Annotated in this window: 8 protein-coding genes and 1 pseudogene; 4 read left to right on the top strand and 5 right to left on the bottom strand. The window is 46.6% G+C overall.

The window, feature by feature from the left end:
* Nucleotides 1-9 precede the first annotated feature (9 nt).
* Nucleotides 10-3,198 (bottom strand): SusC/RagA family TonB-linked outer membrane protein, encoded by a 3,189-nt coding sequence (locus tag MUN86_RS17335; protein ID WP_245119303.1) that lies wholly within the window; start codon nt 3,196-3,198, stop codon nt 10-12.
* Between the two features lie 1,042 nt (nt 3,199-4,240).
* Between MUN86_RS17335 and MUN86_RS17330 the strand changes: the two genes are divergently transcribed.
* From MUN86_RS17330 to MUN86_RS17315, 4 genes are all read left to right on the top strand, one after another.
* A complete protein-coding gene (locus MUN86_RS17330; RefSeq protein WP_245119302.1) occupies nt 4,241-7,516 on the top strand; it encodes a SusC/RagA family TonB-linked outer membrane protein in 3,276 nt (1,091 codons plus the stop codon).
* A gap of 11 nt (nt 7,517-7,527) precedes the next feature.
* Nucleotides 7,528-9,165, top strand: coding sequence for a SusD/RagB family nutrient-binding outer membrane lipoprotein (locus MUN86_RS17325; protein WP_245119301.1), 1,638 nt, complete (start codon nt 7,528-7,530; stop codon nt 9,163-9,165).
* 410 nt (nt 9,166-9,575) lie between these two features.
* Entirely contained in the window at nt 9,576-12,713 is a 3,138-nt protein-coding gene (locus MUN86_RS17320) for a SusC/RagA family TonB-linked outer membrane protein (protein WP_245119300.1), read from the top strand.
* A gap of 53 nt (nt 12,714-12,766) precedes the next feature.
* Nucleotides 12,767-14,230, top strand: coding sequence for a SusD/RagB family nutrient-binding outer membrane lipoprotein (locus MUN86_RS17315; RefSeq protein WP_245119299.1), 1,464 nt, complete (start codon nt 12,767-12,769; stop codon nt 14,228-14,230).
* Between the two features lie 202 nt (nt 14,231-14,432).
* Here the strand turns inward: MUN86_RS17315 and prfB are convergent.
* The 4 genes and pseudogenes from prfB to MUN86_RS17295 form a co-directional block, all read right to left on the bottom strand.
* Nucleotides 14,433-15,510, bottom strand: a protein-coding gene (prfB, locus tag MUN86_RS17310) for a peptide chain release factor 2 (protein WP_245119298.1) whose coding sequence is annotated in 2 segments (ribosomal slippage) — nt 14,433-15,449 and nt 15,451-15,510 — 1,077 coding nt in all. Because the reading frame shifts where the segments join, the coding sequence is not laid out codon by codon here.
* A gap of 195 nt (nt 15,511-15,705) precedes the next feature.
* Nucleotides 15,706-16,770: a branched-chain amino acid aminotransferase gene (locus tag MUN86_RS17305; protein ID WP_245125785.1), complete on the bottom strand. Its 1,065-nt coding sequence runs from the start codon at nt 16,768-16,770 to the stop codon at nt 15,706-15,708.
* A 171-nt stretch (nt 16,771-16,941) separates the two neighbouring features.
* Nucleotides 16,942-17,489, bottom strand: a pseudogene (locus MUN86_RS17300) (cob(I)yrinic acid a,c-diamide adenosyltransferase).
* Between the two features lie 212 nt (nt 17,490-17,701).
* The gene (locus tag MUN86_RS17295) at nt 17,702-18,430 is read right to left on the bottom strand and encodes an ABC transporter ATP-binding protein (protein WP_245119297.1); all 729 of its coding nucleotides are present in this window, start codon (nt 18,428-18,430) and stop codon (nt 17,702-17,704) included.
* Nucleotides 18,431-18,440: the final 10 nt, after the last annotated feature.

The raw sequence follows: 18,440 nt of genomic DNA, 5'->3' as shown, positions 1-18,440 counted from the left end.
CGAAAAGTGTTACAGAGTAAAGCGAAGGTTTACACCATAGGTGCGAGCATTTGGTGGGCCTTGTATATCTAAGCCACGGATATTACCAGCGCCTTGCGTATTCAACTCAGGGTCGAAATTTGCATTGGGGGCATAGTAGAACAAGTTGCGTCCTGAAAGCGAAATGTTAACTCCACCAAAAGGCAGGCGTTCTAACACAGGCTTAGGAAGCGAATAGCCTAACGTTACCTCACGCAAACGGTACACTGTCGCATCGTAAACCCCCAAGTCACTCTGTAAGCCAAAAGACCGCCAATAATCCTGTGCACTTACTTGGATGTTATTAGGGCGGTACGATTTAGATCCATCAGGATTGGATGTTTCAATCACCCCTGGAATGACTCGTGGAAGCTCACGATCTACGCCAGTTTCTTTAAGTGCACCGTTATTCTTATAAAAGTTGTTGGTGAACGAAACAACATCTCCGCCTTGGTTAGTATCAATCAGGAATGTCAGGTTAACACCTTTATAACTCAAGCTGTTGTTTAAACCTGCCTGCCAATCAAAGTTCGGATTAGCAATGATTTCGCCTGCTACATCCGGAGCAAAAAGGCCGGTGAGTGGATTTATAATGTATCGCCCATCAGGAGATGTTGGCTTTTTGCCGCCCACAATAACGCCGTATGGTTGACCAACTACGAAAGAGGGAATAGTACCAGTGAAGGCGTTACCATCGATAGAAGACCGCTGGACTCCTTCAATCAACGAAACTACCTCGTTACGAATACGGGTATAATTCAATGTGACATCCCAATTGAAGCTATCAAAGTCATCACCTTTCACAGCAGTAAGGGTGACCAATCCTTCAATGCCTTTATTATCTAGCCGACCAGCGTTAGCAGTGCGCTGAGTGAAGCCGGTTGAAGCTGGCGTAGTGAGTGGAATAATCTGGTCACGGCTCGTCTGATAAAAATAAGTAGCGTCAACAGTAAGGCGGTTGCTAAAGAGACCTAAGTTGATTCCACCTTCAAATGACCGTGTAAATTCAGGCTTAAGGTTCGGATTGCCTTGAAGATTTCTTAAGGTAAAACCGCCTAGTCCGTTCAGAGGAAAATTCAGGTTAGCAACGTTGTTGCCGAATGTAGCTACTGTGTACGTTGTATTTAAGTTATACGGGTCTGTGTCACGGCCTACCTGAGCTGCCGCACCTTTTATTTTGCCATACGAGAGTATGTCAGAGTCTAAACCAAGGGCATCCGTAAATACAAAGGCCGCACTCGCAGAGGGGTAAAAGAACGTGTTATTCTTTTTAGGCAGCGTAGATGACTCATCGATGCGACCAGTTAAGGTCAAAAACAAGTAGTTGTTGTAGGATAAATCTAAGGAGGTATAGTATCCTAGCAAACGACGAAGATTTGTTTCCTCACCTGTTCCATTCGAGTAAACCGAAGCTACCGAAGAATTTGGAAAACCCGATACTAGCAGGTTATCAGCTTGAGATGATATTCTTTGAAACCGGCGAGAGTTTATTTGCTGGCCAAGTAGCAAGCTTGCATTCAAGCCTTCTGTTAAGATATTCTCCTTCTTTAAGGTTGCAATAAAGTCACCAGTAAACTCACTTCGGTAGTACACTTCATCGAGTACCTGCCCAGACGGCACGCGAGCAGCTCCTGGTGTAAACACACCTTTACGACGATCAGTGTAAGTGTCCAAACCTGCTCGGTACAGAATATTCAACCAGGGAGTGATGTCATAGTTGACATTGGCTGAACTAATGAAGCGCGTTAGCTTTGATGTAGTCTGTACGAATTCCCGGTTCCAAAGTGGATTATCAGTACCAGTGAAGAAAACGCTACGTCCTGTAATAGGGTTCTTATAAGGAAGACCCTGTAAGTCGTAGCTACGTGGTACGTTAACTAAAGTGCCAAATGCGCTACTGCCATTACCAATTGACGAACCCAATTGGTCTGCGCTAGCGAAATTTACTGAAGCGCCGGCTTTGAGTTTGTTGATTAGTGTCGTATTGCCTCCCAAATTGACGTTTAGGCGTTCCAGCTCATTGAACGCAGCAATACCCTTTTGATCTGTGTGATTAACGCCGAGAACAAAGTTTTGCTCAGCAGTGCCACCACGGAGGTTAACGCCATTGGTCAGCAATCGACCAGTACGGTAAAAATCTTTGATGTTGTCTTCGTAAGCTTGGTAAGGCAGCAAAGTACGATCAGCAAGAAGCAATCCGTTTTCAATAGTAGGCGTGCTACCAAAGCGGGGTCCCCAAGAGGCTGTACTACCTGTATTTATATCGCCCAATAGAGGAAGGCCATTGGTGCCTGGTAGTTGAGTTTGGTTGATACCATTTAAACCCTGACCAAAGTCATTCTGGAATTCTGGAATGCCATAAACTTGCTGCAATGCTAAGCCAGATGTTACTGTAACCTCGAGCTTTTTATTGACACCACGTCCTGATTTAGTAGTTATTATAACTGCTCCTGCTGCTGCTCGCGAACCATATAAGGCGGCAGCTGCTGGTCCTTTCAAGATATTAATACTCTCGATAGTTTCTGGATCAATATCAACTGCACGGTTGGTAGTTTGTGCGCCGCCTAGCGTTCCAAGGGAGCCACCGTTTGTCCGGTCAAGGTTATTACTAATAGGAATACCGTCAACAACGAACAGTGGTTGGTTGCTTCCTTGAAGAGAAGTAATACCCCGTATGTTGATGTTAGTAGAAGCACCCGGCAAACCACTTGAATTAGTAATGGTAACACCAGATACTTTGCCTTGCAATGCGTTAAGAACGTTTGGCTCTGACTTCTGAGAAATCTGCTCAGCCTTTATCTCTTGCGTTGCATAGCCTAATGAACGAGTGTTTTTCTCAATCCCAAGAGCCGTAACAACTACTTCGCTTAATTGCTTGGAGTCTGTTGCCAAACCCACATCAAGTTTGTTGTCATTACCGAGCGCGCGCTCTACCGAAACATAGCCAACAGAGCTAAAAACTAATGTACCACCACTAGCTGGTACATTATTTAATACAAAGGTTCCATCGGAGTTGGTCGAAACACCATTTGTAGTGCCTTTTAATAGCACAGTCACTCCAGGCAGCCCTTCACCACTTTGCCGGTCTGTGACTTTTCCAGAAATACTTCGGTCCTGAGCTGATACCTGTTGTAACAAGCCAACCATGAGCACGGGACTCATGAGTAAGGTTTTATTCATGAATTAAGGTGTGAGTGAAAAGAAGAAATGACCAATTCTATAGGCAATGACGAAAAGAATTAAACTACAATTTACAACCATAATTTCAAAAAGAAAGCATTTACAGTACGAGAGTAATAAGTTTTAATGTCTCTACTGAGAAATATGTTGATTTGAACAATTCCTCTATATTGTTAGATTAAATATATTATATAATTTTAATTTATATTAAATCCTGTACACGTATTAACTGTGTTAGCTATTGTCAATAAAAATTGATTCTCTATCTTGCTATTATGATAGTACTATATAGATGCGAGAAAATAATATTAAAGAGGACAGATAGTAGTGTCCTATAAAGTAATGTTTTGCTCTTATAATTACATGTATACCACGCTGGTCAGAATAGTTGGGTGCAGATACAATTACAAAAGCTTATTAAAGGAAGGCAATACTAACTTGATGGAACTACAGTTAGGCTTGTTAACTAAAGCGTTAAGCCGTTTATCTTAACCGTGTTCTGTAGTATACTAAGCACTAGCTCTAATCTCTATAGGGATTGCTTACTTGTTGGCATTATTAGACTAAATAACTTTATGGTTTATAAAAAAAGGATAAAAACTGATTTGTATTGTGCAAATCAATGACCGTAAGCATAAGTTAGATTACCACTAGCTATAATAAAGTTATTGTGCTCAAATAGCTTGTCCTTCTACACCCCCGTTAATATTGGTATCTGAATCTGTTCAATATAACAAAAACAAATAATGAATCATTAGGCCGTGTTTAATGAAGATCTTGAAATAAAGAATTGTAAAAATAGTGAAAAATGTAATAAATCAATATAAAATATAGTAATAGCGCATTTATGTTTTGAAGCCTGGAGGTCACTTCAGAGCTTAATGATTGGAGTTAAGCTGATAAAGAGGTAAATCCATAAGAGCATGATAAGATAGTCTTAAGTAAGCATGTAGGACTTAGCGTGGAAGCGAAGAATTAATTTGTTAAGTTTGGGATAAACTTTCTTCTCTTATTCACTTTCACTCACCTAAGCTCAGCTCTTATGAGAAAACTTCTCTTAAGTGCGCTTTTAGTGTCACCGGTCCTGATGCAGCAGGCGGTAGCACAAAATCGCAACATTACTGGCCGCGTCACCGACCGAGCCACTGGTCAAGGCCTTCCTGGCGTGACAGTTCTTGCTAAGGGTACTACGATTGGTGCCTCAACTAACTCCGATGGAACTTACGCACTGAGTGTCCCGGCTACTGCTACGACCCTTACATTTAGTTTCATAGGCTATACTACTCTTGAGCGCCCTATTGGTGACGCTTCTAGTGTTGACGTTGGACTAGCTACTGACACTAAGCAACTCGGTGAAGTAGTAGTGACTGGCGCCCTCGGCATTCAGCGTCAGTCTGGACAGGTAGGATATGCTACCGCTACCCTTGATACCAAAGAAATCAACCAGGCGCGAGTAACCAACGTGACCAACGGCTTGGCTGGTAAAGTTTCAGGTTTGCAAATTCAGACCTTGAACGCAGGTGTTAACCCCACTGTTAATATTACACTGCGTGGTGGTCGCTCGCTGACTGGTAACAATCAGGCCTTAATTGTAATTGACGGGGTTATCTCGCAGAATGAGGTGTTGACTTCGATTAACCCCGATGACATAGCGTCTATTTCAGTACTTAAGGGTGCCAACGCAGCAGCATTGTATGGATCGCAAGCTTCCAACGGTGCGTTGATTGTAACTACTAAAAAAGGTGGTGGCGCGCCGACGGTTACTTTGTCTCAGACTTCACAGTTTGAGTCAATCTCTTTCCTGCCTAAATTCCAAAATGAATTTGGTCCTGGCGCCAATGGTTGGACTGGTAACCGTCCGGGTAATGATGACATCCTAGACTTTAATCCTAATAATGAAGTAGACATTCCTGAAGTGAATGCCTACACTGGTTACGAAAATCAGCAGTTTGGCCCTCGATATGATGGGCGCATGGTCCCTTTTGGGGAAACATTAGCTGATGGTAGCCTACAAATGCTACCGTACTCAGCTCGCCCTAACGAGCGGCGTAAGTTTTTCAACACTGGCTATCAAATGCAGAATAACGTGGCGTTTTCTGCAGGCACTGACAAGAGCAAATTTTATGCTTCTTATCAGAATGTGCGCAACAACGGCATTGTTCCTAAAGACAAGTATGACCGCAATACTTTCCGCCTTAACGCTTCATCAGAGATAGGGCGTTTGTCGGTTGGTTTCAACGTTTCATACGCGCTGCAGGCAGTAGATCGGACTTCCGACTTAGATGCTGCGACTGGGGTATACTTCGCTGTGTTCAACACAACGTCGATGGCTCCTCTCACGTCGTACAGTGATTGGCGCAACAATAAGTTCGCTAATCCGAATGGTTATTACAATGCTTTCTACTCTAGCCCTTACTTCAACATCGACAATAGCCGGACGAAAGACCGTCAAAACACGTTGTTGGGTAACATTGACTTAGGGTATAAAGTAACGGATTGGTTGCGTGTACAATACCGCTTGGGTACTACCAACATCAATCAGGCGAGCTTGGCAACTCAAGACAAGTTCTTGTACGACGCCTATACTCTTGCAAACACCAACCATTCATCCACTCTGCAAAGGAATGGATATGTGCGCGACTTGACTAGCAGTATAACTCGTATCAACTCCGACCTGTTCGCGAGCATGGACAAAACGTTCGGCGATATTTCTGTGCAGGCCATTGTGGGTAACAACGTGCAGCAGTATGACAGCCGTTATAACTATGTGGCTTCAACTGCATTGGCTACACCAGGCTTGTTTAACTTGGCTAACCGTGTTGGTAACCTAGATGGTAGAGATGCTACAGCCCGGTCGCGTGTGTATGCTTTCTACGCTGATTTGACTTTAGGTTATAAGGACTTCTTGTTTATCCATGGCTCAGGCCGGAATGACAATATTTCCATCCTAGACCCTGACAACCGGAGCTTCTTCTACCCTGGTGTTGACGCATCATTTATCTTCACCAATGCTATCCCAGCTCTGAAAGAGGTGTCTTTCTTAGATTATGGTAAGATACGTGGAGGTATTACTAAGGTTAGCCAAGTAAACCTAGTTAGAAATGGTAACCTCACGGGAGGTTATGGAGTGTACCAGTCAGCTGGTGCCTACGAACTGAATTCCACGTATGCACTTGGTGCAGGCTATCCTTTTGGATCAGCAGCTTCTTTTACTGCTGACAACCGTCTAGTACAGTCAGGGTTGAAGCCTGAAGAAACCGTTTCCCTCGAAGCAGGCCTAGAACTTAGCTTCTTGCAGCGTCGAGTAGCAGGTGCAGTGAGCTATTACAGACAGCGAAGCACCAACCAAACTCTACCAGCGAGTATCTCTCAAACTTCTGGTTACAGCTCTCTGTTACAGAACGCTGGGGTGGTAGAAAACAGAGGTGTTGAACTTGACTTGAACATTACGCCAGTTCGTCTTGAAAATGGGTTGACTGTTACGGTTGGTGGTAACTACAACTACAACGAGAACGAGGTGATTTCATTGCCAGATGGTCTTACTCAGCTAGCACTATCTACGGGTGGTAACGCTCAGCTTTATGCTATTCCGGGTAAGCCTTTTCCCATGTTGTATGGCTCAGCCTACGAGCGTACGGAAGATGGTCGTGTGAAGATGGGAACAACCAGAAATTCGCACGATCCAACTGATCCAACCGTTTATTACTACCCCATAAAAGCGGCTGGTAACGTAGAGTTTGGTAATACTCAGCCTAAACACCGTTATGGCTTTAATACCAGCATTGCTTACAAAGGCATTACATTGGCTGGCCAGGCAGAACTTCGGACGGGCTATGTTATCTACAACGGTATTGGGGAAGACCTTGACTTCACAGGTACTGGAGCTCGTAGCGCAATGTATGGCCGTCAGGACTTTGTGTACCCAAACTCTGCTATTCCTCAGACAGACGCAGCTGGCACTATAACTTATGTGCCTAATACTAGCGGCCTGACCCCCGGTGGTGCCGAGTTCTGGGCTCAGAACACAACTTGGAACCGGACGGTAGCAGAAAACTACGTCACGAGTGGTAAGTTCTTCAAGATCAGGGAAATTTCCCTCAGCTATGCTTTGCCAACGGCCATACTGCAGAAGACCGGTTTTGTGAAAGGATTAGCATTGAACTTATACGGCCGTAATCTCTTTACTGCTGTGCCTAAAGAGAACATTTATACCGACCCTGAATTCAGCTTGCTTACCGGTAACGCTATCGGTCTGAATTCCAACTTGCAGACGCCGCCCACTAAGTTTTATGGGGCTACTCTTTCCGCAACTTTCTAATCCACCTATTCATGAAAATATCGTTTAAAATACTCGCACTTGGGGCACTCGTCCTGTCCGCCACGGGTTGCGAAAATTTCATTGACATCAATGAGAACCCCAATGCTGCTACGGCGGTAACACCTGATGCTATTTTGGCGCAGGCACTAGCCGCTACAGCGGCTAACTACACGGGTGGTCCTGGTGTGGCTGGTGGGCAGAACTACAATTCTTACACCAGCTTTGCTGCAGGATATTGGGGCAAATCAGGAGGTGTTAGCGGATTCGGTGAGGAGCGTACGTACAACTACTCGACTTCCTATAACGCAACCCTTTTTGTCAACACGTACGACAACTTGAATGACTATCAGCTCATTCAACAAAATGCGGCGCTTTATCCTAACCACGCGGCAATTGCTCGTATCATGAAGGCCTATAACTTCCTGTTGCTGGTTGATGAGTGGGGCGATATCCCTTATACTCAAGCACTGCAGGGAGCTACTGAAACAACGCCTGCATATGATGATGACGTTGCTATCTATGCTGACCTGCTTGTTCAACTGACAGGAGCTATTGCAGATATCAACGCTGTTGCTACCGATGCTACTGCACGGACAGTAGGAACGGAAGATATTGTCTTCAATGGCAATATGACTAAGTGGAAGCAATTTGCTAACAGCCTGAAGCTGCGCATCCTGATGCGTCAATCGCAGACGCCTAATGCAAGCCCTAGCGTAACAACACAGTTGCTAGCTTTGCAAACGGCACCAGATGGCTTTATTACTGCTGATGTGGTAGCCCAGCCAGGTTATGCGCAAAGCTCAAACCAGCAAAATCCGTTCTACACCCGCTACGGGTTAACGGCTGCCGGGACAGCTGCTGGTGATCGGGCGTTCATCTTGCCCACTAACTACATCATCAACCAGTACAAGGACAACAACGACCCGCGCCTTACTCAACTGTATGGCCAAGGAACCAAGTTAGTAAACGATGTAGCTACCCCAGGGTACTATGGTACAGACTTGGGTGAGGCTAATCCTCCTGCAGTTACTGGTAATAACATCTCTTCGCGTTTTCTGCTCAACGGTGGATTGTTGAAAGGCGCTTCTGCTCCTACTGTGCTCATGTTGCTATCCGAGCAACTTTTCTTGGAGGCAGAAGCCGAAACGCGTGGCCTGTTTGGTGGCGGAGAATCTGCTGCCAAGCAAGATTACTTGGATGGCATCAAGGCATCTTTCATGCAGTTCTACCGCACAGCTGGTACTGACATCAGACCAGCCCGCACAGGTGATGTTCCTGCCACCGCTACTATAGCTGGGGCTGTTGCATCTACTCCAGGTGTAGCGCAGTACAATACGTACATCACTGCTAATGCGACCAATCCTCTGGTGAACTATGATCTTGCTCCAACCAATGGCTCATCATTACGCAAGCAATCCGTTATTATCTACCAGAAATATCTGGCAGAAAATACGATTGCCAGCACTGAAGCCTGGGCTGACTTCCGTCGTACTGGACAGCCAAAGTTCACAGTTTCGAGAGAAGCTGCTACTCCTGGTAGACTCCCTAAGCGGTTGCTTTATCCGTTGAGCGAAATCAACACCAACAATGATAACCTACCGCAGGGTGTTGACCAATACACCCCTGTTTTCTGGGATGTTGTAGATTAACCGTTTGCAACAAAGCATGTAAAGAAAGGGCTGCCAATTTTAGGCAGCCTTTTTTTATGAAAAAGAATTCGAGCCTAGGACTTACCTCTCATCTGATGACAGCAAACTGTTGATCTAGTAGAAAGATATGAAAACATTTTAGAGTAAAACGTGACTAAATTAAGATGTTATATCTGCTTAAATGGTTATCTTAGAATGTGTTGCGTTCCAAAAATAGCTGGATTCTATCAAAGTGACCAATTTACTGCCATTAATATGAGTTTTTTGTTAATTATTTAGGCGATGTCATTAAGATTGTGAGTAAACTCTTCTTTACTTGCAGTCTTGTTAGTAAATATTCTTTGATCATTTTTTGCTCACTTTCTATGAGAAAACTTCTTCTAAGCGCGCTTTTGGTGTCCCCAGTCCTGATGCAGCAGGCGGTAGCACAAAATCGCAACATTACTGGCCGCGTCACCGACCGAGCCACTGGTCAGGGCCTTCCTGGCGTGACAGTTCTTGCCAAAGGCACCACGATTGGTGCCTCAACTAACGCCGATGGTTCGTACTCGCTGAGCATTCCAGCTTCGGCGACCACGCTTACATTTAGCTTTATAGGCTACACTACTCTTGAGCGGCCTATTGGCGAATCTTCTACCGTTGACGTTGGGCTATCTACTGACACCAAGCAACTCGGTGAAGTTGTCGTGACAGCACTTGGACGTGAAGAGCAAAAGCGGAGTTTAGGTTATGCTGTTCAGGAAGTACAGGGAGCTGACCTAACCCAAGCTCGCGAATCCAATGTGGTAAACTCGCTTGCTGGTAAAGTTGCAGGGGTCCAGGTTTCTAATAGCACCGGGGCGGCAGGTAGTTCGTCCCGTATTGTGATACGAGGTACAAAATCCATTGCCGGTAACAACCAACCGTTGTTTGTTATTGATGGCCAGCCGATTGATAACTCGAGCTTTTCTAACTCAGGTTCAGGTGGTGGTATCGACTATGGCAATGCAGTTTCAGATATTAGCCCCGACGATATTGAAACCATGACGGTACTGAAGGGAGCAACTGCTTCTGCTCTGTATGGTACCCGTGGGGCCAATGGCGTAATTGTCATTACCACTAAATCGGGGCGTAAGTCTCGGGGCCTTGGTGTTACCTTCAATAGCACTACTTCGTTTGAATCACCTCTGAAAACTCCCGACATTCAAGATCAATATGGTCAGGGCAGTAATGGTAAATTTGCATACGTAGATGGTGCAGGTGGTGGTACCAATGACGGTGCAGATGAAAGCTGGGGCCCTCGATTAGATGGCCGTTTAATCCCGCAGTACAACTCTCCTGTAGTTGATGGAGTACGCCAGGCTACCCCTTGGGTGAGCCCTGGAAAGGATAACGTTAGAAAGCATTTTTTTGAAACTGGCCGCACCCTCACAAACAGCTTAGCTTTATCGGGCGGTAATGATAAAGCTGGCGTTCGAGTTTCTTATACCAACCTCGACAGCAAGGGTATTTTATATAATACATTCCTGCGCCGTAATACTGTGAATGTCAATGGAGGCGCCGACATCACAAATAAATTTAAGATCAGCACCAACGTTAACTATTCAGAAACCCGCGGCCGTCGTCCTGGTCAAGGTTATGACGAGTTGAACGTAATGCAGCAGTTGTATACGTGGTATGGCCGCCAAGTTGATGTTCGGGACTTAAAGAGCCTTTACGAAAGTGGCCAGCGCAATGTTAACTGGAATTCCAACTACCACAGCAACCCTTATTTCATTTTAGGAGAAGCTACCAACGATGATAAGCGTGAGCGGGTAATTGGTAATTTAACTTTGACATATGCTGTAAACGATTGGCTGAACCTCACTGCGCGTACAACTAATGATCTGTATAATCAACTGAATCAGCGTCGAGTACCTGCTGAAACCATCAACAACCTACAGCAGGATGATTATACTGAGGAACGTATTCGAGTATTAGAGCGCAATACAGAGTTTTTAGCAACAGCTAATCGCAACCTCTCAGAAGATTTCAACCTTGATGTATTAGTAGGGGCCAACCGTCGGGATAATCAACTTGATAGAAGCCAAGTGGCTGCCCCTAACTTGGCTGTACCCGGTCTGTTCACACTGGGCAACGCTGCAGGTGGGTTGGTTACCGGCAATAACTTTGACATCAATGCAAATAGCAATAACACCGCAATTTTAAATCCAAAGCAAAACCGTCGTATTAACAGCGTGTACGGTTCGGCAAAAATTGGCTATAAGAACTTTGCCTTCTTAGGTGGTACTGTACGCAACGACTGGTCATCAACTCTACCCGCTGCCAATCGTTCGTTCTTTTACCCCTCTGTTGATGCTTCGGTCATTCTAACGGAAGCGCTTGGTTTGCAAGAATCAGCTCTATCATTTGCTAAGATTAGAGGCGGCTATGCGCAGGTTGGTAACGACACTGACCCTTACCGATTGACAGATATTTATACTAGTGGCACAGCCTTCGGTACTCGCCCTGTGCAGACAGTATACAACACTCGTTACAATCCCAATCTGAAGCCTGAGCGGACTAGTTCTAGTGAAGTAGGGGTAGAAGTAAGATTCCTTAAGGACCGTATTGGACTTGATGTTACGGCTTATCAGGCAACAAGTACCGACCAAATCTTGACGGTTTTAACTTCTGCTACTTCTGGTTATACTGCTTCGGTACTTAATGCTGGAACACTGACTAACCGTGGTGTCGAGGCTGTTTTGACAGTTGCCCCACTAGCGCCAACTAGCGCTTTTCAATGGAATCTGACAGCTAATTTTGCTGCAAACCGCAACCGGGTAAAAGAGTTTGACAAGGCCGGGCAAATCAAAAACTACGTAATCGGCCAATCAGGCTTTGGCGTAAACGTTGAAGCACGGGTAGGCGAACAATACGGAGCACTGTTTGGTGATGCCTTTTTGCGAGTGCCAGACGGAGAATATGCCGGTCAAATAGTTAACGGTGCTGATGGAACCCCACTGGTAGATCCGACTCGTAGAGTTTTAGGCCATTATACGCCTGACTGGGTTGGCGGCTTAACTAACCAGTTCGCTTACAAAGGCATTAACCTGAGTGTTACGATTGATACGCGTCAGGGAGGAGAGCTCCAGAGCGAAACAAATATGTGGGGGATGTATTCGGGAGCACTCGAGTCGACGCTCCAAGGGCGTGAGGATGGACTGATTGCTCCTGGTGTGATACGTAACGCTGATGGTAGCTACCGGCCCAATGATGTTCGAGTTAGCGCTCAAAACTACTTCTACGCCTATGCTTATAACGCTCGTGAAAGCTCGGTTTACGATGCCTCTTTTGTAAAGCTGCGTGAAGTTCGCTTAGGCTACCAACTGCCAAAATCATTAGTTGAGAAAACTTTTCTGAAAGGCATTGGAGTTTCATTCGTAGGCCGTAACCTATGGCTGATTAGTTCGCATGCTCCTGGCATCGATCCTGAAACTTCATTCAATAACGGCAATACACAAGGCTTAGAATCCACTCAGATTCCTTCTACTCGTAGCCTTGGTTTTAACGTAAACCTCACGCTGTAATTGATTATAGAGTTGCTGGTCCGGCGCCTCTATTACTCTCTAAATTTCTTGACATGTTTTCTAAATACAGCAAACTCCTCTTGGCACTTCCTGTGGCACTTAGCTTAGGTGCCTGCGAAAAAGACTTTGACGCACTTAACACAAATCCTAACAACGCAACAGCTGGTAATCCCGCATATATTCTTACCAACGCTGAGAAAGATAACATATACCGGCTTTTTGATGTACCAGCGAGCCAAGATGGCGCGTTGCTTATTGTCCAGCACTGGGCCAAGGTTCAGTATACGGATGAGGACCGTTATGCTTTCCGCCCAGGATCTTATCAGAGTATTTGGGATGGGTTTTATGCTAATGGTTTGCAAGACTTCAATGAGCTAATTCGACAAGGCCAAGCAACCAATAACCCAAATATTCAAGCTGTTGGTCTGATCATGCGGAGCTATTTTTTCTCCGTATTAACTGACTTGTATGGTGACATACCATACTCGGAAGCACTTCGCCTCTCAGAAAATATTCTGACTCCTAAGTATGATACTCAGCAACAAGTATATACGGGTATATTAGCTGAGCTCAAATCTGCTGACGGACTGATCCAGGCCAATGGACCTGAGGTCGGCGGTGATGTCATCTATGATGGTAGCATGACCAAATGGAAGCGCTTCGCTAATTCATTGCGCTTACGTTTGGCTATGCGTATAATCGATGCGGATCCATCTCTTGCACGCACTACTGTTAGTGAGGTGCTTAATGGCACTACTCCGCTACTGACGAGCAATAGCGATAATGCGCAGTTTGATTTTTTGGCTAGTGCATCGAATACAAACCCTGTCTATTTTAACAGATTGACTCGGGACGACCATCGGGTTAGCCGGACAATTACCTCCCGTCTGTCACGCCTTAATGACCCGCGTTTAGGAATATATGCTGATCATCCGGAAACAGGTGATTCCACTGCTTTCTACCGTGGAGTTCCTAATGGACTTATGAATGCGGATGCCGCAGCTCTAGGCGCATTCTCGTCTACTTCCAAAGTTGGTAGCGCTTTCACTGCCGCTGATGCACCTGGTGTGCTGATGACGTATTCCGAAGTTTTGTTTCTGAAGTCTGAAGCAATTGCTCGAGGCTTAGTGACCGGAAATGCTACAACTGAGTACAATAATGCTATCCGTGCTTCTTTAGATCAATATGGCATTAGCGCGACCGATGCCGCAACCTATTTAGCTCAGCCTTCAGTAGCTGCGACTATTACTGCTGCTAATTACAAGCAAGCTATTGGTAATCAAAAATGGATTGCGCTTTATGGCCAAGGTATCGAAGCTTGGTCAGAATGGCGACGCTTGGACTACCCGAATTTGAAAGTTGCAGCTTCCCCAGTTGCTGCTGCCGCAGGGAAAATTCCAGTGCGCTTCCGCTATCCACAGAATGAGCAATCAACCAACAACACTAGCTATACAGCAGCTGTAGCAAATCAAGGTTCTGATGTACTTACTACTAAACTGTGGTGGGATAAATTCTAGTAGAAGCAAACTATGTTTTTGTAAAAAAAGCCCTCTGGTAATTCCAGAGGGCTTTTTAATGAGGTTGTATTTTGTAAAGCACAAGAGAATGCTTTTACTGTTTGCCCTGTTATAAACAACTTAACATGGTTACTTATATCTAGTATCTAGAGCGAATTGATTGAAAGATTTCAACCTCTTACCTAGCACAGAACTTCGCATGTCAACTCTGCATCAAGTACCCTTTGATGTACTCATCTAAATCTCCATCCAGTACATTCTGCACGTCGGTGCGCTCGATGCTAGTGCGAAGGTCTTTGACGAGTTTGTAGGGATGAAGTACGTAGTTGCGGATTTGGGAGCCGAAATCGATACGCTTCTTGCTGGCTTCCACTTTGTCGCGCTCGGCGTGGCGCTTGTCCATCTCTATTTGATAGAGACGCGATTTGAGCATGCGTAGCGCGTGCTCCTTGTTCATGAGCTGGCTACGTTCGATCTGCACGGCGATGATGATGCCAGAGGGGGCATGCGTAAGGCGTACGGCCGTTTCTACCTTGTTCACGTTCTGCCCACCGGCTCCACCCGCTCGAAACGTATCCCAACTGATATCAGCAGGATTGATTTCGATGTTGATAGTATCATCAATTACCGGGTAAGCAAACACGGAGGCAAAGGAGGTATGGCGCCGGCCGCTACTATCGAAAGGAGAGATGCGGACGAGCCGATGCACTCCGATTTCGCTTTTCAGATAGCCGTAGGCAAAGTCGCCGTCTATTTCCAAAGACGCCGATTTAATACCGGCGCCTTCACCAGGTTGATAGCTAATTTGACGCACGCCAAACCCATGGCTTTCTGCCCACATGATGTACATGCGCATCAGCATTTCGGCCCAATCCTGACTTTCAGTACCACCCGCACCGGGGTTGATGTCGATGATAGCTGAGAGCTGGTCTTCTTCGTCGGAGAGCATACGCTTGAACTCCAACTGCTCAATTTTCTTGATGGTGGCGTCATAATCCGCCTGCATTTCTGCTTCGGGCACATCACCTTCTTTGTAGAAATCGAACAGCACCTCAGTATCAGCTACGGCTTGCTGCACGGCTTCGTAGTCGTCGGTCCAGGTCTTGATAGCCTTGACTTCGCGTAGAGTAGCCTCGGCGGCTTTAGAATCGTCCCAAAAGCCAGGGGCAGTGGTTTGGGCCTCGGTGGCTATTACTTGAGCTTTGCGATTATCGTAGTCAAAGGTACCTCCTCAGGGCCTCGGCGCGGCCCTTCAATTCCTTTACCTGATCTTGGGTCATCGGGAATATAGTATGCGTGAATGGGTATGAGAAAAACAAAGGTAGCCGGATTGGTGGCTTAGAGCCGAGAAAGGCTGCTTGCTCTCGCTCGTTCACAAGAAAGGACCTCTTATGGATGGCATCATAACCTTGTACAATAGGTTACTAGGCATCCGTAAGAAGTCCTTGTTTATGATGATAAGCAGCTTGTAAAGGCTACACAGCTACCATCCAGTTGTGAGTGTCTGGTGCTTGTCCGGTACGGATAGCATGTAACGCAGTAGTAGCCCGAGTTGAAAAGCTGTTGGTGCCAGGAGTTGGCAACTCATAGTCTTGACCTTGGTAGCCAACCACAGCAATAGGGGCAATGGTAGCGGCAGTGCCCACTCCAAATGCTTCCTCTAGCTTGCCAGCTGCCAATGCCTCCATGAGTTCTACCGCCGATACTTTGCGTTCCTCAACTGGCATACCCCAGTCGCGGGCTAGGTCAAGTACACTACGACGTGTAACGCCATCGAGAATAGAGGTACTTAAAGCGGGCGTTACCACCTTGCCATCGACCACAAAAATGGCATTCATCGTTCCTGACTCCTCGACATAGCGGTGCTCGGATGCATCAGTCCAAATCAGCTGGTTGTAGCCTTCCTGCTGTGCTAGTTTGGTTGGGTACATGGCTGCCCCATAGTTACCAGCATTTTTGGCGTAGCCGGCACCACCTTCTGCGGAGCGTACATACCGCTCCTCGAAACGCACCCGCAAGGGTTTATTGTAATACAGACCCACTGGACAGGTGATGATAACAAATCGGTACGATTCGGAAGGGCGCACACCAAGGAAACCGTCGGTGGCGAACATAAATGGACGGATATAAAGGGCGCTGCCCGCTGCGTCGGGAACCCATGCATTGTCAACCCGAATAAGCTGACTGAGACCTTGCATAAACAGCTCCTCGGGTATCAGTGGCATACACATCCGTTCGGCCGAAGCATTAAAGCGGCGGAAGTTGTCGTAGGGTCGAAAAAGGGCAATGTCACCGTCCGTGTTCTTATAGGCCTTCATGCCTTCGAAAATAGACTGGCCGTAGTGCAGAGCCGAGTTGGCCGGACTTACCGGCATGTCGCCGTAAGGCACAATCTGCGCGTCCTGCCACTCCCCGTCGCGGTAATCCACCACAAACATGTGGTCGGAAAAAGTTTTGCCGAACTCGAGGCGTTCGGGGTCCAGCTGTTGCAGGCGCGAGGCCGTGGTGCGCTGAGTCCGGATGGTGAGGGTGTCGAGCATGAAAATCAAAGAAAAAGGGGTAAGAATGGGAATTTTGTAGGAGAGGAGCGAGGAGCTGAATGAACCAGCTAGGATACGATTGAAACGAGGTAAGTGAAGTTCTCGTTTCCGATTTCTGGTATATCGTTCAGTTGTTACGAACCTACTGAACGAAAATTAAAAATCAACTATTTACATCCGGGGTAACCAAGTTACTTCTTCGGCTCCCAAGTCGTGGGCCATCTGCCGGCTCAGAACAAATAGGTAGTCAGATAAGCGGTTCAGGTACATCACCACTAAGTCGGCCACAAACGAGTCTTCACGTAGATGAATGACCAGTCGTTCGGCGCGGCGGCACACACACCGGGCCACGTGCGCAAATGACACCGACTGATGCCCCCTGGCAAAACAAACACCCGCAACTCTGGTAGTTGCGCATTCATCCGGTCCATTTCCTCTTCCAGCAGCGTCACATCAGTAGCATGCAAGTCGGGTATCTTCATCTTCGACTTTTCAGGGTCGGAAGCCAGAGAAGACCCGATAGTGAATAGTCGGTCTTGAATTTCCTTGAGCAAGTTGCGGCGGGTGGCATTTACGTCTTGGTCGCGCAGCAAACCGATATAGGAGTTGAGCTCGTCGACGGTGCCGTAGCAGTCGATGCGTAGACTGGATTTAGGCACCCGTGTTCCGCCGATGAGAGAGGTGAGGCCTTGGTCGCCGGTTTTGGTGTAGATTTTCATGAAAGAAAGGTTAGCGCTAGTGCCGCTCACATAACGCTGCGTTTCAAGCTCGCGCTTGCGACTAAAAACGAAAACGTCATGCCAACAAAGAAAAACCTTTTCTTCGTCAGTGTGCTAAGTAAAGGAAGGTAACACACCAACAACGAAAAGGTCTTTTCTGGGTCAGAATGACGAGCGGCCTACTATCCGTAAGCAAAGGCAATATAGGTTTGCTATAGTTGCTTGGTTGCCTGCTCATGGTGCAGGGCTACATCAGTATTTATTTGGTCGGACTCGACAAGGCCGTCGCGCAGGCGCACAATGCGGTGCGCATAGCGGGCAATGTCTTCTTCGTGCGTTACCATGATAATAGTGTTGCCTTTGGCATACAACGCTTCGAAGAGATCCATGATTTCGTAGCTGGTCTTCGAATCAAGGTTACCAGTGGGTTCGTCGGCTAGGATGATGCTAGGATCGTTGACGAGGGCACGGGCAATTGCTACGCGCTGGCGCTGACCACCGGACAGCTCGTTGGGCCGGTGTTTGGCGCGGGTGTCAAGGCCCACGCTTCGCAAGGCTTGCATGGCCTTCTCTTCCCGGTCGGGCTTGTTGTAGCCAGCATAAATGAGGGGCAAGGCTACATTGTCCAGCGAAGTAGCACGGGGCAGCAAGTTGAACGTCTGGAAAACGAAGCCAATCTCTTTGTTACGAACATCAGCTAGCTGATTGTCGCTCATGCGGCTCACGTCTTTGCCGTTGAGTATGTAACTTCCGTTGGTAGGGGTATCAAGGCAGCCAACGATATTCATCAGCGTTGACTTTCCTGAGCCGGAAGGGCCCATGAAGGCAACGTACTCACCACGTTGAATAGTGATGGTAACTGAGCGTAGAGCGTGAATTTCCTCAGTACCCATGCGATACATCTTCGAGATGTTATGGGTTTCGATAACGGGGTGCAGCATAGCCGGCCGG

Source organism: Hymenobacter volaticus, from assembly GCF_022921055.1.
GTDB lineage: Bacteria > Bacteroidota > Bacteroidia > Cytophagales > Hymenobacteraceae > Hymenobacter > Hymenobacter volaticus.
This window is presented reverse-complemented; position numbering and strand designations above follow the sequence as displayed.